The organism is Mesorhizobium sp. WSM4830 (assembly GCF_055811495.1).
Map to the genome: position 1 here is coordinate 49,644 of NZ_JBVVQI010000022.1, position 21,960 is coordinate 71,603.

At 62.7% G+C, this 21,960-nt stretch carries 16 protein-coding genes; 11 read left to right on the forward strand and 5 right to left on the reverse strand.

Going from position 1 to position 21,960, the window contains the following annotated elements; genetic code table 11:
• Positions 1-4: 4 nt before the first annotated feature.
• From AC0L2Y_RS24350 to AC0L2Y_RS24390, 9 genes are all read left to right on the forward strand, one after another.
• Positions 5-1,060, forward strand: a complete 1,056-nt coding sequence (locus AC0L2Y_RS24350) for an ABC transporter permease (RefSeq protein WP_473560011.1) — start codon at positions 5-7, stop codon at positions 1,058-1,060.
• 3 nt (positions 1,061-1,063) lie between these two features.
• Positions 1,064-1,843, forward strand: a complete 780-nt coding sequence (locus tag AC0L2Y_RS24355; protein WP_473560013.1) for an ATP-binding cassette domain-containing protein — start codon at positions 1,064-1,066, stop codon at positions 1,841-1,843.
• Complete coding sequence (locus AC0L2Y_RS24360; RefSeq protein ID WP_473560015.1) at positions 1,840-2,799, forward strand: cyclase family protein; 960 nt, start codon at positions 1,840-1,842, stop codon at positions 2,797-2,799. The genes AC0L2Y_RS24355 and AC0L2Y_RS24360 overlap by 4 nt, the downstream gene beginning before the upstream one ends.
• A 23-nt stretch (positions 2,800-2,822) precedes the next feature.
• Positions 2,823-4,298 (forward strand): amidase, encoded by a 1,476-nt coding sequence (locus tag AC0L2Y_RS24365; protein ID WP_473560017.1) that lies wholly within the window; start codon positions 2,823-2,825, stop codon positions 4,296-4,298.
• Between the two features lie 101 nt (positions 4,299-4,399).
• Entirely contained in the window at positions 4,400-4,819 is a 420-nt protein-coding gene (locus AC0L2Y_RS24370) for a winged helix-turn-helix domain-containing protein (protein ID WP_473560018.1), read from the forward strand.
• 551 nt (positions 4,820-5,370) lie between these two features.
• Positions 5,371-5,970 carry an OsmC family protein gene (locus tag AC0L2Y_RS24375; protein ID WP_473560020.1) on the forward strand — a complete coding sequence of 200 codons (600 nt, stop codon included), beginning with the start codon at positions 5,371-5,373 and terminating at the stop codon, positions 5,968-5,970.
• Positions 5,971-6,059: 89 nt separating this feature from the next.
• Entirely contained in the window at positions 6,060-7,301 is a 1,242-nt protein-coding gene (locus tag AC0L2Y_RS24380) for an NAD(P)-binding domain-containing protein (RefSeq protein WP_473560022.1), read from the forward strand.
• Positions 7,302-7,425: 124 nt separating this feature from the next.
• On the forward strand, positions 7,426-7,656 hold the full coding sequence (locus AC0L2Y_RS24385) for a YjiS-like domain-containing protein (RefSeq protein ID WP_473560025.1): 231 nt from the start codon (positions 7,426-7,428) through the stop codon (positions 7,654-7,656).
• Positions 7,657-7,671: 15 nt separating this feature from the next.
• The gene (locus tag AC0L2Y_RS24390; protein WP_473560026.1) at positions 7,672-8,499 is read left to right on the forward strand and encodes an alpha/beta fold hydrolase; all 828 of its coding nucleotides are present in this window, start codon (positions 7,672-7,674) and stop codon (positions 8,497-8,499) included.
• A 63-nt stretch (positions 8,500-8,562) separates the two neighbouring features.
• Here the strand turns inward: AC0L2Y_RS24390 and AC0L2Y_RS24395 are convergent, their stop codons facing one another.
• The 5 genes from AC0L2Y_RS24395 to AC0L2Y_RS24415 all read right to left on the reverse strand — a co-directional run bounded on the left by AC0L2Y_RS24395 (position 8,563) and on the right by AC0L2Y_RS24415 (position 19,248).
• Entirely contained in the window at positions 8,563-13,278 is a 4,716-nt protein-coding gene (locus AC0L2Y_RS24395) for an alpha/beta fold hydrolase (RefSeq protein ID WP_473560027.1), read from the reverse strand.
• Between the two features lie 233 nt (positions 13,279-13,511).
• On the reverse strand, positions 13,512-15,005 hold the full coding sequence (locus tag AC0L2Y_RS24400) for a pyridoxal-phosphate dependent enzyme (RefSeq protein ID WP_473560028.1): 1,494 nt from the start codon (positions 15,003-15,005) through the stop codon (positions 13,512-13,514).
• Between the two features lie 124 nt (positions 15,006-15,129).
• On the reverse strand, positions 15,130-16,404 hold the full coding sequence (locus AC0L2Y_RS24405; protein ID WP_473560031.1) for an MFS transporter: 1,275 nt from the start codon (positions 16,402-16,404) through the stop codon (positions 15,130-15,132).
• Positions 16,405-16,511: 107 nt separating this feature from the next.
• Positions 16,512-17,798, reverse strand: coding sequence for an ROK family protein (locus tag AC0L2Y_RS24410; protein WP_473560033.1), 1,287 nt, complete (start codon positions 17,796-17,798; stop codon positions 16,512-16,514).
• Between the two features lie 871 nt (positions 17,799-18,669).
• Complete coding sequence (locus AC0L2Y_RS24415; protein ID WP_473560035.1) at positions 18,670-19,248, reverse strand: TetR/AcrR family transcriptional regulator; 579 nt, start codon at positions 19,246-19,248, stop codon at positions 18,670-18,672.
• Positions 19,249-19,320: 72 nt separating this feature from the next.
• Here AC0L2Y_RS24415 and AC0L2Y_RS24420 point away from each other — a divergent pair, with 72 nt between their 5' ends.
• Entirely contained in the window at positions 19,321-19,752 is a 432-nt protein-coding gene (locus AC0L2Y_RS24420; protein ID WP_473560037.1) for an SRPBCC family protein, read from the forward strand.
• A 717-nt stretch (positions 19,753-20,469) separates the two neighbouring features.
• Complete coding sequence (locus AC0L2Y_RS24425; protein ID WP_473560038.1) at positions 20,470-21,417, forward strand: DUF5996 family protein; 948 nt, start codon at positions 20,470-20,472, stop codon at positions 21,415-21,417.
• The last annotated feature ends 543 nt before the right edge of the window (positions 21,418-21,960 follow it).

A 21,960-nucleotide genomic window follows, 5' to 3' on the forward strand; every position in this document is an offset into this window, starting at 1 on the left:
CACCATGTCCGCTGATCATTTACTGCCCGAAACCAGCGCTCCGGCAGAGGCGCCCCGCGTCCAGCCGTCAATGCAGTCCGGCTATATCTCGCCCAGTGCCCGACAGCGGCGCGCGTTGCTCATGCGCCTGCTCGGGACCTACGGCACCATCATCGTGCTGGCCTCGATGCTGGGGATCTTCTCGGTGCTGGAGCCGGGCACCTTCGCAACCATCGGCAATTTTCGCAATATCGTAAACGACATGGCGATCGGAACCATTGTCGCGGCCGGCCTCACCGTGCCACTCGTCGCCGGTGATTTCGACCTCAGTATCGGCTATGTCGCGAGTTTCTGCGGGCTGCTCGTGGTCGGGCTGTTGAGCAGCAGTGGCTTGCCGATCCTACCTGCCATCTTCCTTGTCGTCGGCCTCGGAACGGTCATCGGCATTGTCAACGGCATTGTCGTTTCGAAGATCGGCGTGAACGCCTTCATTGCCACGCTTGGCACGGGCACCATCGTCGTCGGGCTGAACTACGCCTATTCGGGCGGAATTCCGCTGCAGCTCACGCAATCGCGCGAATTCACCAATATCGCGATCGGCCGCATTGCCGGGGTCCCGCACCTCGTCATCATCATGGCCGTCGTGCTTGCGCTGCTGTGGGTGATCCTCAACCGCACGGTGCAGGGTCAACACATCAAGGCCATCGGCGTCAGCCCGGAATCAGCGCGCCGCGCCGGCGTCGCCGTCGATCGCAGCCGCATCGTTGCCTTCGCCATCGCCAGCACCTGTGCTGCTATCGGTGGCGTGCTGATGGCCTCCAATCTCGGCTCCGGCCAGGTGACGGCGGGTGACAGCTTCATGCTGACCTCGTTCTCGGCCGCCTTCCTTGGCTCGGCGGCGCTGCGAGAGGGTCAGTTCCATATCCTCGGCACCTTGATCGGCGTGCTGACGGTCGCCGTTGGCAACAACGGGCTGGCCATGATCGGCGCGCCGATCTTCACGCAGTTCTTGTTTACGGGCTGCCTCCTGGTGGTCGCCGTGGCGCTCGGCGGCATCGGCCGCCGCTATGCGAGGGGATAGGCCATGGCGCACAAAATGCTGCTCAGCCTGCGCGGGATCTGCCGCAGCTTCGGCGGCATCCAGGCACTCGATGACGTTTCTTTGGACGTCGCCAAGGGCGACATACTCGGCCTCGTTGGCGACAATGGTGCCGGCAAGTCGACGCTGATCAAGATTCTGGCCGGCGCGCACGACCCGACTTCCGGCGAGGTGATCCTCGAAGGGCGGCCGCAAAAGCTGTCGCCGCCGTCCGAAGCGCAACGTCTCGGCATCGAGACGGTCTATCAGGACCTGTCGCTGATCGGCACGTTCACCGCCGCCGAAAATTTCTTTCTCGGCCGCGAGATTGCGCTTGGCCGCGGCCCGGCGCTGCTACGCTGGGTCCGCCGCAAATCGATGGGCGACATCGCGATGCGCGGCCTCGAGGACCTGCACATCGATATCCCCGGGGTGCGCAGCAAACCGGTGGATCGCATGTCCGGGGGCCAGCGCCAGTTGGTGGCCATCGCGCGAGGTGCCTTTTGGGGCCAGAAGCTGCTGCTGCTCGACGAGCCCACCGCGGCGCTCGGCGTGCGCGAATCCCGTGAGGTGCTCGATCTCATCAAACGACTCGGCGCCCAGGGGCTGACGATCATCATGGTCACCCACAATCTCGATCATCTCTGGCAGGTGTGCAACCGCGTGGTGGTGATGCGCAGGGGCCGCAAGGTCGCGGATCTCGCAAGTTCCGGCACCAACATGGAGGAGGTCGTCGCTTATATCACCGGCGCCAGGCAGCCGGCGACCGAGCAGGCGGTCGCATGAGCGCGACTGAAACGATGACGCTGCGCCGGCTGCTGGCCAACGCGCCGAGCCGCTGGGGCCATTGGGGTGCCGACGACGAGATCGGGGCGCTCAACTATCTGACCGCCGACGAGGTCAAGCGCGGCCTGGCGTCGGTGCGGGAGGGCCGCACCTTCACCCTCGGCGTGCCGGTCGCGACCTCCCAGGGCGATGCCGTCTTTCCCGGCCGCTGGCCGGCGAAGCACTTCATGGTCGCCGACAAGGCCGGCTTCGAGAACGGCCACTGGCAACCGCTTGCCGGCGGCCTCGAATTCGCAGACGACTATGTCACCGGCTTCGCACAGGCCGGCACGCATTGCGACGCGCTCGGCCACATGTGGTTCGACGACACGCTTTGGAACGGCTTCGCAGCAAGCAGTACCAATGGCGGCATGACCAAAGCCAGCATCATGCCGATCGCGGAGCGTGGGATCGTCGGACGCGGGGTGCTGCTCGATATCGCCCGGTTCCGCGGCAAACCGGTCCTGGAGCGCGCTGAAACATTCACGCATCGCGACCTCATGGAATGCGCCCGCACCCAAGGGGTCGATATCCTGCCGCGCAGCATCCTTCTCGTTCGCACCGGCTGGGTCGGCGCACTGGCGGCGGGAAGCCAAGGCGTTGGCGATGGATATTGGGAACCCGGACTGACCTTCAGCCTCGACCTCGTGCGCTGGTTCGACGAGATGCAGATCCCCTGTCTGGTTACCGACACGCTGGCCAACGAGACAACCTACGAGCCCGAGACCGGGCTGATGCTGGTGCTGCACGCCGCGCTGATGCGCAATCTGGGCGTGGTGTTCACCGAAATGGCATCGCTCGACCTGCTGGCCGCCGACTGTGCCTCCGACCGCCGCTACGAAGGCTTCTACTGCGCCAGTCCGGTCAAAGTGAGCAAAGGCACCGGCGGCGCGGCAAATCCAGTGTTCATCAAATAGCACCCAACAAGGTAGAATGGCTTATGACTTCTGCAGACGATCAGATCTGTTTCCTGCCGGCCACGGAACTGGCCCAGCGCATCCGGCGCCGCGACCTGTCGCCAGTCGAAGTGACCGAGGCTTATCTGCGCCGCATCGAGGCGCGCAACCCGTTGGTCAACGCCTATACGCTGGTTCTCGGCGATCAGGCGATGGAGGCCGCGCGGGCCGCCGAAAAGGCGGTGATGACAGGCGGTCCGCTTGGACCGCTGCATGGCGTCCCCGTCGGTATCAAAGACCTCGACGATGTGGCCGGCGTGCCCTCATCGATGGGTTCATTGGCGGTGCACGACCGGGTGCCCAAGACAAGTGCTGTGGCAGTCGAGCGCCTGCTCGACGCAGGCGCCATCGTGCTCGGCAAGACCAACACGCCGGAGTTCGGCCATAAGGGCATCACCGACAATCTGCGCTTTGGGCCGACCAGTACGCCCTTCGCGATCGGCTACAATTCCGGCGGCTCGTCCGGCGGCAGCGCGGCAGCGGTCGGCGACGGCATGGCGGCCCTGGCGCAAGGCACGGACGGCGGCGGTTCGGTCCGCATCCCCGCCTCGTTCAGCGGCACCGTCGGCTTCAAGCCCTCTTTCGGCCGCATTCCTTCGGTGACTCGGCCCGACGCCTTCCTGTGGGGACATCCTCTGGTCCACATCGGACCACTGGCCCGCACCGTTGCGGACGCGGCGCTGATGACCAAGATCATGGCCGGGCCACGCAACCGCGACCCGTTCTGCCTGCCGGACGACGGCGTTGACTATGTCGGCGCCGTTGCCGGGCCGACACGGAAACTTCGCGTCGCCTACAGTCCGCGACTAGGCAATTTCCCTGTCGATGCTGAGGTCGCCACTGTCATTGCCCGTGCCGTCGATGTCATGCGAGGACATGGCATCGAGGTTGACGAGGTCGAGCTCGATTTCAGGGCCGATCACAAGGACCTGGCGGCGCTTTGGGTGCGCACGATCTCGATCCACTATGCTGCCATCGCCGTGTACTGGAAACAGGAGGGCATCGACCTAATGGGCGAGCACGCCGAGGTGCTCACCCCGCAGTTCCTCGCCATGCTGGAGGGCGCTTACAAGGTGTCCGCCGTCGACCATGCGCTCGACGATGTTTTGCGCACCGGCGTGCATGATGGCCTCGAGGATGTATTCGAAACCCATGACCTGATCGTCTCGCCGACGCTGGCCGTTCCGCCCGTCAAGAATGCCACGGACGGCAACACGATCGGGCCGACATCGATCAATGGCGAGGCGGTCGATCCGCTGATCGGCTGGTGCATGACCTATCCAATCAACTATACCGGCCATCCGGCGATTTCGGTTCCGGCCGGCCTGACGGCGCAGGGCCTGCCGGTCGGCCTCCAGATCGTCGGGCGGCGGCATGCCGACGAAACCGTTCTGGCGATGGCGGCTCAGTTCGAACGGATGCAGCCCTGGGTCCAAAATTATCCGGGGCTCGCCGGATAGTGGGTGTCGGAATACCTAGCAGAATGTCTTCGCTTTCGTGGCCAAGTCGGTGCAGCTTTTAGGCTGCCCCGTTTTCCCCGGGCTATAGACGGGAGCGGTCCGTGATACGGCTTTGGGATCAGGCGGCTCCTTACCATCTGCTGGTCTTTCGATTATCATCGGCTGTCGTTTCGATTTTCTCCCAGAGCCCCGATGCTGCAGAACTTCGCTCGCTGAGGCTGCGGGGAGCGGCACAGAAGATCCAACCGCGCGTCTTTGATCTTTTAGCCTACCTGGTTAGGAATGCGGGTCGGGTGGTGCCGAAGGACGAGCTCATGGATGCCCTTTGGCCGGAGCTGACGGAAGCTTCCCTTCACCGCGCCGTAAGCCTGGCCCGTCGCGCGCTTGCCGGGGTTCGGCGACCTGCATCCGCAGCTTCGTCAGGCACGGCTATCGCTTCGGGGTCGATGATCCCGGTCTCGGCCAGATTGCGCCGACTGAGCCGACCGATGACCTGGAGATCTCTGCCGCACGAGACCTAGTCCTGCGGCGGGACTGGGCGGGCGCGGCCGAGCGGTTCGATGTCATCTCCCGGAAGCGGGACGTGGATCCGGGGGATCTTGATCTCTGGGCCTTGGCAGTCGAGTGTCATGGCCGTCCAGTCGCGGCAATCCCGATACTTTCTCGTGCAGTTGCGGCTCATATGCGGATAGGTCAGTCGGTGCGGTACGTGTGGATCTTCGCAATGTGGGCGAGCACCTCCGGCTTTATTGGTCCGCGAACTATCACTGCCCAGTCGGTCGAAGACGGGCGGGTATCCATTCCAAACGAACGAGACATGGTCTGATCTCCTGTGGTTTCGGTTGTGACGCCCGTCTCGGCGCTTACGGGAGGATCGCAGCGTGGCGGCGAAGCAAGTGTTTGAAGACCCGTCGTTTCGCTGACTGCAGACCAGCGCGGCTCACCCTTGGCTGACGCAAAAAACCTCTTGTTTTCCCACTGTCGTTCCCACTGCACGTCAAACGCTACCGCCCGAGGGTTAGCCGTCCGGGGCGATCCCGGTCGAGCAATATCCGAACCAGGAGTGAATGACATGCAGGACGATACAATGGTCATGGAGAAGTCTTCCGTTAAGAAGGCGCCGCGGGAGCCAAGGAACGGCGTTGACACGCCCACCCTTCTGGCCACCATCAACGCAGTCGCGGGGCAGCCCGAGCTTGCCAAGTTCCAGTTCCGTGCCAAGAGCCGCTGGATTGCCGGCACGCACAGCAGCAGCACCATGGCCAACTTCTTCGGCGCCGGCACCGAGCAGTCTCACAAGATGGCCTACCAAGCTGACAGCGACCATCCAGCGGTGCTGTGCGGCACGGACAACGGACCGACGCCGGTCGAATATCTTCTCCACGCGCTTGCTTCATGCCTCACGGCCGGCATCGCGAACATCGCGGCCGTGCGCGGGGTGACCCTGCATGAGGTGGAGTCGACCGTCGAAGGCGACATCGACCTTCGCGGCATCCTCGGCATCTCGAACGAGGTCCGCAACGGCTACCAAGGCATCCGTATCTCCTTCAAGATCAAGGGCGATGCTCCCGCTGAGAAGCTTGAGGAGATCGTGATGCAGTCGCGCGCCCGTTCCGCCGTGTTCGACGTGCTGACCAACGGCGTGCCGGTCTCGGTTGTCGTGAAAGGCTGACTTCGGTCCGGACGAGCAATATCGCCGGCCTCGTCCTGGAAAGGATGGCGCCGGCGATCTTTTGCCCCTGTTTGCAAGGCGCGGATTCCATGCAGCGTACAGACGTGGCCATTATCGGCGCCGGACAGGCGGGTCTCGCCATGAGCCGATGCCTGTCCGAGCGCGGCGTCGACCACGTCGTGCTGGACCGCGGCCGGATCGCGGAGCGCTGGCGCAGCGAACGGTGGGACTCGCTCCGCCTGCTGACGCCGAACTGGATGACGCGCCTGCCCGGCGGCGGCTATCGCGGCGCCGATCCCAACGGCTTCATGACAATGGCTGAGACCGTCGGGTTCCTGGAGGATTACGCGAGCTCGATCACCGCGCCGGTGGAGGACGGTGTGGAGGTGCTTTCGGTCGAAAAGATCGACGGAGGCTTCCGGCTGCTGACCGATCGCGGCCAATGGAGTGTGCCTGCGGTCGTGGTCGCGACCGGATACAGCGATCGGCCCCGCATTCCATCAATTGCAAAGCACATCTCCTCCCGGATCCGGCAGGTCGTGCCGCGGGACTACCGCAACCCTCGGCAGCTGGCTAAGGGCGGCGTTCTCGTGGCCGGTGCCTCCGCGACCGGCATACAACTTGCTGAGGAGATCAATCGCTCCGGCCGCGCGGTAACCCTGTCGGTCGGCAGTCATACGCGATTGCCGAGGCTTTATCACGGGCACGACATCCTGTGGTGGCTCGACCGGCTGGGAACGCTTGCCAAACCCATCGCCGAAGTTTCGGATCTCGCCGCCGCACGGCGGCAGCCGTCTCTGCAGCTCATAGGTACACCCGAGCGCAGGTCTCTCGATCTCGCCGGCCTTCGTGAGCAAGGCGTTCGTCTTTTCGGTCGAGCGGTTGCCGCCTGCGATACGCGCATTCGGTTCAGTGGCGATCTCGCCGACACGACCGCGGCGGCGGAACGCAGGCTGAGGCGCGTCCTGGCCAACATAGACCGCGCGGCCGCCGGCAAAGCCTGCTACTCGATCGACCCCGGATACATTCCGAGCTTGTTCCTGAGCGCCGAACCGACCGAAATCGATCTCATCGACCGGGGTATCGAGACCATCATATGGGCCACCGGCTATCGCCGGGAATACCCATGGCTGAAGCTGGATGTGTTCGATTCCTGGGGCGAAATCCTGAACGACGGCGGCGTCTGCGCGTATCCGGGACTTTACGTGCTCGGCCTCAATTTCATGCGCCATCGAAGCTCCAGCTTCCTCGACGGCGTCGGCCGCGATGCCGAGGCTTTGGCGGCTCACATGGCAATGTTTCTCGACGTCTCTCGCCGAGCCGCGGCCTGACCGCCGAATACAACGCTGGCGCGGCAAAAATCGACGTTGCCATAAACGCTGACACTCACGCCCGACCACGACAAGCGCTCCACTGGCGCCGTAGTCAGCGCCCGCAACCATGGAGAAAATCAAAATGAGTGCAATGGTGAACCCATCCCTGTCCCTCACCACAACGCGAGGTTTGCGCTGGGCCGGCGGAACGATGCTGGCCGCAGTCTGGCGTTTCATTCGCATCCAGCGGGACCGTCGACAGCTTCATGAGTTGCCGGATTACCTCCTGCGCGACGTCGGCATCACCCGCTTCGAGATCAACTGGGTCACCTCGTTTGCCGCGCGTGATGCCAGCCGCCGCTCTCGTTTATGAGGCGGGAGGGAGGGAATGATTGCCTCATCGACGTTCCACGTCTCGCATAAGGCGTGCCACGCACCGCTTGTCATCGCCCTGCACTGCTCCGGCGGCAGCGGACGTCAATGGCGCAAGCTGGCGGAGCGGCTCGATGAGAGCTACCGGTTCATCGCGCCCGATCTGATCGGGGCGCCGGGCGGCGGCACCTGGACAGGCGCCGGCGCTTTCCGTCTGGCCGACGAAGCCGTCGGGATCCTGGAGATGATCGACCGCCATGACGGGCCTGTGCATCTTGTTGGCCATTCCTATGGTGGTGGGTTGGCCCTGCATATAGCAGCGACGCGTCCAGACCGGCTGGCCAGCCTCTCGGTTTATGAGCCGTCGGCCTTTCATCTGCTGCACGAGCTGGACTCTGAGGGCCACGAGGCGCTCGGCGAGATCTCGGCGATCGCAGGCGCGATCCACGACGGCTTGATCAACGGTAGCTATCTCTCCGCAGCAGCTCGTTTCATCGATTACTGGAGCGGAGCCGGCACCTTCAACGCGATGAAGCCGGAACTTCAGGCGGCACTCGTGCGGTTTCTGCCGAAGGCCAGCCTCGACTTCCACGCGTTGATCCATGAGTCGATGCCGGCAAGCGAATATGCCCGATTTGACTTTCCGGTCTTGGTATTGCGCGGCGAATTTGCACCAGTTCCGACGCGGCTTATCGCTCGCGAACTCATTTCCCGCGTTCCGGCCGCGATCGGGGCGATTGTTCCTGGCGCCGGACACATGGGGCCGCTGACCCACGCAGATTTGGTGGCGGATCGTTTCCGGCAGATTTTGTTCCATGACACCGCGGGGTCGCGAGCTGCCTGACCGCGGCTTGCTTGCCCTACAGGCAGCGCCAACCTTCAAAGCAGATCCTTGGATATGGAGGAATCACACCGTAGCTTCTATGCGATCACGCACGATATTTCCGGCTGGGTCCTCCGTGTCGGAGAAATCCTCGCGCATCCGCATTTCTGTGTAGAGCCTGTCCGCTTCCGCGAGAGTGGCAACCGCGCCAGCGATCTTGCCGCGCCGCTTCGCGAGCCCGAGAGCTAGCAAGGAGCGGGCAAGCTCTGGCCGCAATTCAACCCGCCTGGCAAGGCTGCAGGCCTGTTCGAGCAAGCTAATGGCCGATCTGGAAGGTTTCAGCTCGGCAAGGCCGCGCAGTACGATGATCTCGCTCCACGGATCGCCGCGTCCCTGTGCAAGCTCGAGCGCATGGCCGAGATTGGCCGCAGCTTCCGGCTCACAGAGGCGCGCGCGCACGCATGCGAGCACGGCGCGCGCGTGACATTCGAACTGGGCAAGATCGAGCCGCTCAGACTCGGTCACCGCCATTTCCAAGGTGGCGCCCGCGTCGTGGTTGCGGCCGAGCAGGAATTCCGCATGCCCGAGCACCGTCAACAGCCACGGCCGCAGTAGAATAGATGCGCTGGTCGCGGCTTCGGAGGACCAAAATTGCAGCGCCTCGACAAGCGTCGGCTCCGGCCCGCGCAGGATGCCCACGACACCGGTGAAATAGGCGGCCGCGCAGCTGTCGATCGGGCGCGCCACTTCGGCAGCGACCTTCTGCAACTCGCCAAGCGAACACTCCGCATCATCGAACCGGCCAAGGCGCGCTTCCGCCTGCGCGCGGTGCCCCAGGTACCAAACCGCACGAGCACCGAGCTGTCCGAAACGCTCAAGACGCCAAGCTTTGGTGAATCTCTCCTCATGCGGAACAAGCCGCTCCAGCACCTGCCGCGCCTCGCTGCGGATCAGAAGCGCCTGTGAAGCGGCCAGATCCGACTCGCTTATGCAGCGCTGCACCCCGTTTGCCGTCGCGCCGCGCTTGAGTGTATCGGCCGGTTCCAGCGCCTCCTCGTAGCGGCCGTGGGAGCTGTTGAGATAGCTCAAATGGAGCAACACGTCGGAGATGAGTTGCGGATCGCCCAGTTCCATGGCCAGTTCGCGCGCTTCCAACAACTGCGGCAGCGCTTTCCGGTAGGCCCCAAGGGCTCCGTAGGCGGGCCGCATCCGCACCCGCAGGTTGATTGCCTGGGCGAGTGTTTTCGGATTTCGGGGCAACGCGGCGACGGCCTTGCGGGCGCTTTCGAGGAACTGGACCGCGGCCGAATAGGCCGAGCGTTCCTCTGCCCGACCCGCCGCTTGCAGCAGATAGTCAGCGGCCGGTTCCCATGCCTCGGCACGAAGCGCGTGTTCGGCCAGTTCCTCGATGTGGTGGTTCAGAGATCCGGCATACAGTCTGTCCATCGCAACCAATGCAGCCCGATGCAGCCTTTTTCGATCCTCCGCCAGCAGGGATTCATAGGTTACCTTCAGGGTCAAGGCGTGCTTGAACGTATATTCCACATGAGGATAGCTCTGGACCTCGAACAGGAATTCCAGACTCTGCAGTTTGGCCAGGCATAGCTCCAGCTCCGTCTCGGGCAGCGGCGATAGTGCCCTCAGCAGCGGATACGGAACATTCTTGCCGATAACCGAAGCGAGTTGGAGTGCCTGCCTTTCCGAGTCGCCCAGCTGCTGAATCCGTGCGGCGATGAGCGATTGAACCGTCGACGGGATGGTGATGGACTCCACCGGCCTCTTGAGCTCGTAGCGGCCGGACTGGCCAGCAAGGGCACCGTCCGCAATCAGTCCGCGCACCATTTCTTCCAGGAAGAGCGGCGTGCCCTCGGCGCGCTCGGCGAGCGATTGCCGAAGTTCCCCTAGGCTGGGATCGGATCCCAGCAGTTCGGTGAGGAACTGCTCCATTTCATCCCGCGCGAACCGCTCCAGCCTTATCTGCTGGAAATAGCCGCGGCGGTTCCATTCGTGCCGGTACTGCGGCCTGTAGGTGGCGAGCAGCATGATACGGTTGGCCCCCATGACCTCGACCAGCCTGTTCATAACGGCCTCGCTCTCGTCATCCATCCAGTGCAGATCCTCGATAAGCACGGCTACGGGCGCGGTTCGGCTCAACGCAACGAGAAAAGCGCTCATCGCCTCGGACACCCGTGAGGTCCGCTCCCGCGCATCGAGATGCCGCCAGGAGGAATCGTTGACCGGCAGGTCCGCGAGGAAGGAAAGCGGTGCCGTATGACGTGGATCCAGATCCAGTTCCGCCTGTTTGAACGCGAACAGGCGCTGGGCTTCCGCCAAGCCGTCTTCGCCGCGGATGCCGCAAGCCGAGAGCAACAGCTTCTTTACAGCGCCGAGAGTAACTGACGAATCAAACTCCAGACCGCCGCATTCAAGCACGGTAAAACCGGCCACCTCGTCGAGGGAGAGAAATTCATGGGCAAGCCTCGACTTACCCATGCCGGGATCGGCGACGATCCCGACGACCTGGCCGTGGCCCTCCCTGACCCTGCGCCACGTTGCAAGAAGGATTTTGAGTTCGAGCTCGCGCGCGACCAGTCCGGTGAGGCCGCGGTTGGCCCTCAGGTGCCAGCGCGACAGAGCGTGATTTTCGCCCAACAGCTCGTAAATGCGTTCGTCGCGGCCAAGGTGCGGATGCTCCGAATGCGCTAAGCGGTGCATCTGCACATAGCCTCCGGCGGCTGCGCGCGCCCGGCCCGTCGCGGCGATCGTCGCACGGTGCAAGGCACGCATCAGCCGGTTGGCCGCACGCGGCGCGGCTCCAGCCAGTTCAACCTTGCTGGCTTCGGTCGTCCATTGCTGCCGTACGATCACCTCGCCGGTGTCTATTCCGGCCCTCAACTGGATCCCGCCCTGGGAAAGCTCCTCCACTGCCAGCTTGGCCGCAAGCGCGGCGCGGCATGCAAGATAAGCGTGATCCTCGGTGGCGCGAGCAAGGCCGAATGCTGCGGTGATTGTCCCGTCAGCAGCCGAGGTGACGACGCCGCCGTGGCTCTCCACGACCTGTATCACCCGATCCTCGACGGGCTGGAATTCGCGGATCGCCTCTTCCGGATCTTCCGCTTCGAGGAGATGCAGGGCACTGACCACTTCCGCAGCGAGTACGGTGATGTACTGCCGAGAGCGGTTGATTCCCAAGGACGCCGGAGGGCCGGCCAATTGCTGCGTCTGTTCAGGGTCGGCAAGGAAACGGCGCGTTTCGTCCGCGAAGATCGCAAATGCCGGTTCATGACCAAGCAGCACATGGTTGACGCTGTCGAGCGCGACGAAACGTGCGCCGGGGATTTTGCCAGCCATCGCCTGGCCATGATCGAACGGAATGACTGCGTCCCCCGTGGCATGCATCACCAGGGTCGGAACGCGGACCCGCGGTAACAGCTCGTCCACGTCGATGACGGCGCCTTCCTCGAAGATGCGATGGGCAATCTCGGGCGAGACAGTATTGCGTTGCAGCTCGTTATACCAATTCCTCTGTTCCGGCGTTGCTTGCGGAATGAAGAGGGAAGTGAACATCTGCCGGAACACCGGGTCGTCTTGGCCCCAGCCTTCCTGTATCAGCGCTCCCATCGCTTCGCGGCGCGCTATTTCGCGCTCATTGCCCCGTTTGCGCCAGCCTTTGGTAAATCCGCCATACAGCACCATCCCGGCCACGCGCTCGGGATGCCGGACGGCATAGGCTATCGAAACGGCGCATCCCTGGGAAATGCCAAGCAGGGAGACGCGGCGCAGACCGGCCGCATCGATGATGCTCTCCAGGTCGGCGACCATGGCTTCGAAGGATAGGTCGGCGGGATACCGGTCCGATAAGCCGTTGCCACGCTGGTCGTAGCGTATCAGCTGGTAGTGCGCGGAGAGGCCCTCGATCCAATGCTTCCACACCGGACTGTCCCATTCGAGCTCGAGATGGGACATCCAGTGCGCGGCCCTTACCAAAGGCGGGCCTTGACCACTCAAGGAATAGGCGAGGCGCGCGCCGTCGGGTGTCGTGCACCGGCGGATCTCCTGCGCGAGGACCCGCTCCGGCGCGGGGCGGAGCTGTATCTCCGCCGCCGGCCAAACCTGTGGGGTGACGGTCTCGCCGGTGGGAGCGGCCTCGGGGTCGGTTGTCGAAGCGCGGCTCTGTACCATGGCGGATTGCCGTGCTGCCTCGCTCAGCCGACGGATGTCGGCTCGAAGAGCCTCGTCTCTGGGCTCCAGCCCGTGCAGGACATGGGCGAACGGAAGCGCCCGCGCCGGCTCATCCGCTAAACGGTCGACGAGTACCCGAAGGATGCGCAGATGCGTCACGTGCAGTTCGTCGGCGGTCGCAATGCGCCAGGCTTCGAATTCCGGACAGCGCGGCAGTGAGACGTCATCCAGGAAACGTCCGCGAAACGCTCCGGCGAGGGCCTCCAGTTTCTCGGGTTCGAGAGCCTCTATGTCGCGAACCCCAAGGCCGCGGAGCGGCGCGATGTCCATTACGATTTCGCTGGTGTTCAGGCGAACTGCGTTGCGGTCGGCTTGCAGGACCTCGCCGTCCCCGAGGTCGACGACCTGTCGGATTTTGGAGAGACTCCAGCGCAGGGCGCCGCGCGGATCGTCCGGTACCTCCCAGAACATTTCGCAAAGGCGCTCGCGCCGCTGGGGGCGCTCTACCAGCGCAAGATAGGCCAGCAGCGCCCGCGTCTTTTTCGAAGGCGGCAAGGAAACGACCTCGCCATGGCGAAGGACCGTCAGATCTCCGAGAACGCGAATTTCGAGCGACACTTTGTTGATCCTAGTGCGCCTGCCAAATTAGCGATGGATTGTATCAAGTCCGTGCCGCTGCCGAAAGCGTTCGTTTCCGGAGCGCGAGATTCCCGCCTGCGCTGATTTGCTCTTCTCTTGGTGGGAAGGCCGACACGGATAAGTACAGGTGAAAGCCGAGCCGGAAGGGATCACGCCCGTTCCGCTCGCTTGACGGTGGCGACGGCACTCTGAAAAGCTCCGGAGGCGAGATCTCACGCTGCCGCGCGCGCCCATCGAGGCAGCAGGCTCTCGGGATTTGCGCATGCGCCGGGCGTGTAGTTTGCGCCGATGAACTCCAGCCGGGCGGCGAGCATGCCTTCCCGCCAGGCGGCAAGCGTATCCATGCAGCCACCGATATGCTCGCCGCCGACAAAGACCTGCGGAATTGTAGGTGAACCGACCCGGGCCCTCAGGGCTTTGCGGATTTCTCCGTCCAGGCCGTTCTTCTGGAATTCAGGAGTATCGATTTCGATGGACCTGTAGGCGATTCCAACACGGTCGAAAAGCTTTCTTACCGTCCAGCAGAATTCGCACCATGTCAGAGCGAACATGACCATCGGACGCTCCGGATCATTGATCGCCTTGTCGACAAGCGCATGCGCTGACTGATCGATTTGGATTTCGTTTACAGGTGCCGATGAAAGGGCGAAGGATGGCGGCCGGTCGAAGCGGTAGCCGGGTGTGGAGCGAGAGATCGCCTCTTCGGCGGGCGACATTTCCTCGCTGATGTGATCGAACAAGATCGTGCTGAGATACCGCTCACCCGTATCAGGCAACATACAGAGCACGTTCCGGTCTGGGCCGACGCGTCGAGCAATTTCCAGTGCCCCGCTCAAGGTTGCTCCGCCGGAGATGCCCGCCAATATTCCTTCTTCCGTCGCAAGCCGGCGCGCGGCTTCCAGAGCACTGGCGCCTGAAACGGGTAAGATCTCGTCCACAAGATCGTCAGCCATCGCGTTGCCGACGATCTGTGGAATGAAATCAGGGCTCCAACCCTGCATCGGGTGTGGCCGGAAGCGAGTATGCGCCCGAGTCGGCAGTCCCTGTTCGTCGAAGGTTTGGGGAATGCCACTCGACAGCAGCGCCGAATTGTCGGGCTCGCAGACTATGATCCGCGTTTCCGCCCGCTCGCGCTTGAGCACTCGCGCCACACCGGCAAGCGTTCCGCCGGTCCCGGTGCCGGTGACCCAGTAGTCGAGTGGACGGTCCTGGAACGCCGCAAGAATTTCGAGCGCTGTCGTGCGGGCATGAATATCGGCGTTGACGGGCGTCTCGAATTGCCGGCAGAGGAACCAGCCGTGCGCTCCGGCCAGTTGGACCGCCTTGGCGAGCATGCCGCTGCCTCGCTCTACCGCAGGGGTCAATACGACCTTGGCACCGAAGAAGCGCATCAGCTTGCGGCGTTCGAGGCTGGCGTTTTCCGGCATGACGATGACGAGAGGGTAGCTTTTCCTCGCGCAAACCATGGCAAGTCCTATCCCCGTGTTGCCGCTTGTCGCCTCGATTACCGTCTGGCCAGGGCGAAGTGCACCGGAACTCTCCGCCTCTTCGATGACCGCGGCGGCGAAACGGTCCTTGACCGAGCCGCCAGGATTGAATGCCTCGAGCTTGGCATAGAGGGAAGCGGAGCCGTTATTGATGCGGGAAAGGCGGACGACCGGCGTGCCGCCGATCGTGTCGAGAATGCTGTCATAGATACTGCTCATCTCAGCTGTCCTTGCTTGGTGACGACGGCACGCCGTCGATTCCTTCGGTCTCTTAAAATGGTAGGGAAGCCGTGGTTTGCTGCGTTCGAACCAACGTGGAATTGAACGGATTTCGACGTTTGAATCAGCGGCTCATCGCCGGGTCGGGAAGGCGGCCGCATGGGACCTGCGCTCTCGCGCCATATGATGCGGCCAATACGCCCAGAACCACGAGATTGGCCGCACCTGCGACAAATGCCGCCAGGAAAGCGGGCCCATAGCTGCCGAAGGTGTCATAGACAAAGCCGCCGAAATAGCCGGCCACGCCCATGCCTACCCAGGCAATCAGCATGACGATGCCGAGTGAATGGCCGAAGCGTTCGGCTGGCGCAAATTGGCGCACGCAAAGGATCAGGCACGTCATGTTTCCGGCAAAGCCGAAGCCAAAAACCGCCGACAGCGCCAGCAGGCTGAGCTGCTGGTCCAGCGCGGGAAAAATCGCGACGCATGCAGTCTGAATAAACGACGCCAGGGCGTAGGCAGAAATGTTACCTGCCCGGTCGGCGAGGAGCCCGAATGCGATCCGCCCGATGGCGCCGAACAGCATGGCGATCAGCAGGCTGAGCGATCCGACATCCGACGATCCGCACACGGCCGTGACGAAGCTCGTGAGATGCATCAGCGGCACGCCCATGCAGGCGCAGCAGAGGAAGGCTGCGGCAGATAGCAGCGTGACCGGGGAAAGATGGCCGCCCTGGAAGCCTGGCTTCGCTGAAAAATGCGCCGGTGCGGCGAGGATCCGATTGACCGGCGGCGCCTGAACCGCCGGCATGAAGATCGCCAGCGCAGCCGTCGTCGCCACAGCCATGATCGCATATGCGAGGCGCCAGCCGACGGTGTCGATCAATGCATTTGCGGCGTAGGGCAGTATACCCTGGCCCAGGGCTCCGCCTGCTGTGACGATCCCTATCGCCAAGCCGCGGCGGCGGTCGAACCAGAGCCCGGTCACAGCAAGTACGGGTGCATAGAGACAGGCAAAGCCTAACCCGCCTAAAGCGAAGTTCGCGGCATAGATCTGCCAGAGCGAAGTGGCGAAGGAAAGCGCGGCGAGCGCGATCACCATGCCAGCCGAGCCGATAAATAGCAGGGTCCTGATATTCAAACGGTCCGCAAGCCGGCCCCAGAACAGCCCGCCCAGGGCCATGCCGACGCTCGACAGTGTGTAGGCAAGGCTTATGTCGGCTCGCGACCAGCCAAACTCAGCCTCAAGCGGCCTGATGAAAACGGATGTGAGCGCCAGGCTGCCAAATCCGAAAGCCATGGCGATCGTGGCGCCGGCCGCAGCCAACAGGCCGCGCAGCCGTATTGCGCTGTCACGAACCTTCCTGCCTGCCGCTGGTGATATTTGATGATTCCACATGTTCCTGCCTCGAAAGACCTCTTCGAAGCGGTCATCGGCCAGCGGTATGGAAGCAGGCGTGTGCGTCAGCGTGGAAAGCTCCAACGCAGGCCGTGGAAACGGCGGTACTAGATGGGGAGCTGCAGCAGCTCGGAAATGACCAGACCGGCTGCTCCTAGGAGGGCGGCCCGGTCACCTGCATCGCCGGCAATGAATTCGATCGCGCCGCCCGGTCGTGACGGAACCATGGCGCGGACATGCTCCGCGATTGCGCCGAGCAGGCAATCGCCGCCGAGCACTACATCGCCATGAATGATGAAAATGTTGGGCGCGACCGTCTGCTGCAGATTGGCAATGCCCACCGCCACATTGCGGGCATAACGGTCGAGCAGCTCAGCCGCCCCTGGCAGCCCCCGTGCCGCCATGTCGACTAGGCGGGCCGAGTCGATCAGGTCGGGTTCGGGCAGAGCCGCGCGGGAGGCCTCGCGCCGGAGCCAGCTCAAGGTGGCGATTGTGTCCCAGCAACCGCGCCTACCACAGCGGCAGGGCTCGCCGTCGAGCTGCACGAAAGTGTGTCCGAGTTCGCCGCCTGCGCCTGCTGTGCCGCGATAGAGATGGCCGTCGAAATAGAGTGCGCCGCCCAACACTTCGCCCGTGTAGACGACCGCGAACTGCCTGACGCCGCGCCCGGCGCCGAACCAGCGGTCACCCACCAGCAAGGCGCGCGGATGGTGGTCGAGCTTGACTGGCAGGCTGAAGCGTCGCCCGAGATCGTCGGCAAGCGGGTAGCGGTCGAGCGCCGGCGCGAGATTGACAGCGACGATCGACCCGCGATCCGTGTCAACCATGCCGCCGACGCCAACACCGATGCCGAGGGGCTTGCGTCGCGCCCTCGAGAGCGTGTCGCCGACGCATTCGGCGATCGCCTCGATGATTGGCTGTACCGGCCCCCTGCCGTCCGGCAGGGCGATCTTGCGTTCCGACTCGATCTTGCCGTCGAGCGTCGCCACGCAGGCGTGCACGGAATCCGGCATAAGCAGCACGCCGCAGATCGGACGGGCATTGGGCGAGAACCATAGCGGCCGGGCCGGCTTGCCGCCGCCTGGACTGGCAGGAATTGGGTCGCTCTCGACCAGTACCTGATCGTCGATCAGCGGCTGCACGATTCCAGAAATAGTGGTGCGGTTGACGCCGGCGATGCGCGCCAATTCGGCGCGACTGGTCGGTCCGAGATCGAACAGGGCTTGCAGCACACGGCCGCGATTGGTCGAGCCGACCATCGAGGAAGACAGCAGCGCCTTGCGCCGGCGCGAAACCCGCTCCGCGCCGGACGCATCGCCGGGCGGCGTGAACAGAGCGCTGCGTCCGCCATTCGGGCGCCCATCGTCGGAATCGTCCATCGTCGGGTTTTTCATAAGGGACATCCTGCCAACTCTTCTAACCTAGGACCTTACCGCTTTCGAGCACTTTGTGCGGGCAAGCAACAAACTATGCATTGCCGGGACAAGATGCGTCGCCAATGTTCAAAGATACGCCATCTATCAGCTCGGCGTCGCCTGACCCGGCCGTTTCCCTATTGGTCGGCGTTTGCCTCTTGAAGAAGCAAAGGCGTTCGCGTTTGCTGCGCCAAAGGTTCCAAGCCTGTTGCTGCTGCATGGTAAGATTTCTGCGATGTCCCCATCGCAACTCTTCTTCGGCTTTGGACGAAGCTCCACCAGAACGGCTTCGTCGGAAACCCTTGCGTTCCAGTCGTAAACTAGTGAAGCAGTGACGCTACCCGCGAGCGTGGTCCCCCAGGTTGGGCGCCATTGTGTTAGCGAAGCCGCGCGCCGATGCAGCATCGATCGTCATGCGGCCGGAAGCATCGAGACCCTGGTCAACCATCCCCGTTTGAGGGATGCTGCAAAACCTGCTCTACCGGCAAAGCGTGAGGCGATAGCTGCATCTCGAGGCAGCAAAAGTGTTACAAAGCACCGGGCTATGCGTGCGACGGACCGGGCGCCGATCCGGTTATCAGCCAATGACACCGAGGGACGGGTCAGCTACGCTGACGCGGCGGCGGACCTGATTCCGCCTGGCCGGCACCTATCCCATGCCCTCCCTCGCTCCCGATGGGTGCCGGCCATCTCTGCACAACGCGAGCGCTTCAGTTCCTCCGGAGCTTAGTGGATCCCACCCTCACCGGCCGGCGCTGTCGCAGCTCGTGCAGACTGCGCTCCCGATCGTGCTGCTGCCGGAGAGTCAGGAACTGGCGCAGACCGGTGCCGCTTGGTCGGCGAGCGGCGTTCATCGGCGATCAAGTAGTCTCGTCACCGCCTCGCGCACAAGCGCGGGGACGCTTTCGGCATCATCCAGATAGGCACTTTCCATCAGGCCGTCCGAAAGCGCGACGAGGAGTGACGCGGTGACGGAAGGAGCTGGATCGCCGTCCTCTGCGAGAAGGTTCTCAAGGCTGTTGTGATACCAAACGCGGCGCGCATTGATCGCCTGCCGCACAGGGCTGGCCGGATCGGGATATTCGGCCGCCGCGTTGAGGAACGGACAACCCCGCCAGCCTCCCGCGGTCACAGCCTCGCTGATACGCGCCATGATAGCCGAGATCATTTTCCGAGGAGATTGCTTCGGAAGCGCCGCCACTGCCGCTCGCCCGAGCCGGTCTAGCTCTTCGAGATAGGCGAGGACGAGGTCATCCTTCGATGGAAAATGATTGTAGAAGGTCGCTTTGGCCACGCCGGCTTCCGCGATGATGCGGTCAATGCCGACGGCATGGATGCCCCCTTCGTAGAAAAGTCGTGTTGCGGTGTCGAGCAAACGATGACGCGCGGAACCTGCTTCAGGGTGGCTTTCGGATTTTTTTTGCCTCATCGCTTGACGTTAACAGACAGGTCTGTATGCTACAAGCAGACAGACAGGTCTATCCAGTGAGGAGTTTGCGACATGGCATCGGTAATCAGGGAAATCATCGTGGAGGCGCCCCCGGAAAACGTGTGGGACGTAGTCGGCGACTTCGCGAACGGGCCGCCGCGCTTTGCGCCCGGCATGCTTGTGGACTGCCGGGTGGACGAGGCCGGCGTCAGGACCATCACCTTCGCCGACGGCACGGCGGCCCGTGAGCGGCTTATCGCTCGCGACGAGCAGGCTCGCCGGATCGTCTGGGGCTGGGTGGCCGACGAAGTGGTTCATGACAACACCTCTATGCAGGTCTTCACGCAGGGTGAAGCCCAAAGCCGGCTCGTCTGGATCCACGACACGCTGCCACATGAACTTGCCGGATGGCTCGCAACCGCGATGGATCGACTGGCGCCGGTCTTTCAGCGGACTTTCAAGAACCGCGATGCCAGGTCCACTGGGAATCGAGCAGCAAGTTAGGAGAGAAAGAAGATGGAACAGCTCGACACAGCCGAAGTTATCCGCCGGTTCAATCAGGCATTCGAGGAACACAACCTGCGATCTTCGAGAACTTGGTCGCACCGGATTGTGTCATGGAGCGCACGCGCTACGAAGGATACGATGTCAACCTGGCGTTCTGCAGGCGGTGGTGGCCGACCGCGTTGACCGGTTCGAGGTCGAAGACACTTTTGTAATGGACGACCGCGCCAACATCCGCTGCTCTGGTCTTTCCCGCTCGCGATAGGTAAGCAACTGAAATCCCTAGCGCCGTATTTGCGACTGGCGGCCGCTAGGTCCGCCAACCAGTTGTAGGCCTGTTCTATCGGTCAAAACCACTGACGCTGAAGCCTCCCATCACCTTGAGGGCAACAACGCCAATGTTCGCCAGCCTGCCACCATTCTCGACCAAGAACTATCAACCGTTGGCTTCCCTTGGGGAGGGATCGGGCGAGAATGCTGGATCGACGCTGCGTAGCTCCTTGCGATGGCGGATCTAAGGTGGTCGCCACAAGCCGTTCATGCCCGGGCTTATGGCGCCATGTCGCAATTGGGCCGAAATCTGCGGTTCGTCTTCGAAACACATCTGCCTGAAGGGGACATTTCCGCAAAAGAGCCATATCTGTCGCGACTGACTCATTGCCGGTGATATGAATACGGCCGGTGGTGAGACTCTATTCAATAAAGTAAGCTTGGCCAATGAATGAACGCATCCAGGAAAGGTGGCCGGATATACCGTACGGTCCTTGGCGCAGCACGTGTTCCGCGCTGCATCTTTATATTCAGATCATAGGGAAATATCGGCTCGCCCGCTCACCGTGGGTGAACCATTCCTGGCATGCGACCCTTTACACTGACGCTCGCGGTTTCACCACCGGGCTAGTGCCAGATGGACCAGGCGGCATCGAGTTGAGCCTCGATCTGATCAACCATGAAGTGGTCGGACGAGCAACCGATGGGCGCATTGCCCGGTTCCCGCTTGAGCCGATGTCGGTCGCCTTCTTTCGCGGGCGCGCGTTGGATCTCATTCGCACTCTCGGTGGGACACCGGAGTTCCATGGCAGGCCGAATGAAATTCCGCAGGCTATTCCGTTCGCCGAAGACAGGATGGAACGCCCCTACGACGCCGATGCTGTGACACGGTTCTTCAGGGCATGTGTGGCAGTGACGAACGTGCTCCAGATTTTCCGTACGGCGTATCTCGGCAAGGTCAGCCCGGTGCATCTCTTCTGGGGAAGTTTTGACATTGCCGTGACACGTTTCTCCGGTCGACAGGCGCCCTCACATCCAGGCGGTATTCCGGCGCTGCCTGACCAAATCACCCGCGAGGCCTACAGCCACGAAGTCTCCTCAGCTGGCTTCTGGCCAGGTGGGGGTGCAATCGACTTTCCCGCATTCTATTCCTATGCATACCCGATGCCGACCGGTTTTGCGGCTGCAAGAATTTCCCCTGAAGCCGCATATTACCATGAAACTCTTGGAGAATTTCTGCTGCCCTATGATGCGGTCCGGCTGGCCAACAATCCAGAAGACATGCTCATGACCTTTTTGGAAGGCACGTATCGCGCCGCTGCTGAACTCGGTGATTGGGACAGGACTGCGCTCGAGTGCAAGGTTGGGAAACCTCGACAACCTCGGCCCATGTGAGGCACAGAGGTTCGACTTAACTGATGACTTTTCCCGACTACTATTCTTCGTCGTTCCGGGCGAACTGGGGCCGACAGCGGTCGGTTCGCTTAGGACATCGCAAAAGCAGAAGCTGCCTTTCGTGCAGCGAACCACCGAGTGTGCGACCTTGAACGAGGATCGACCCGACTATCCGCTATTCAGCGATCAACCTGCAAACAGCCGGAGCGGCAACCATCATCGGCTCCTTTCCGCAGTCTCTCGGTCAAGGAAAAGCCGACCAAGGCCGGACCGACTAGTACAGGGAATTCCCGTTCTTGGGCCGCTGAGCCCCAAGGCCCTGCGCAACTAACCCAACAGGATGTGTCGCAATGAGCGACGAACAGATCATCCGCCTTCCCGGCGCCCTAGAGCACGTGGCGCTCCCATGAAGAACCTGGCCCGTAGCGCATCCCTTGATTCGGAGGACAAGGATGCTCATCAGAATCTGGGATCAAACACTAGGCAACTATCTGATTGGTTCTGTTTCGACCACCGTTCCGATGGCGGGGATCTCTGAAAAGA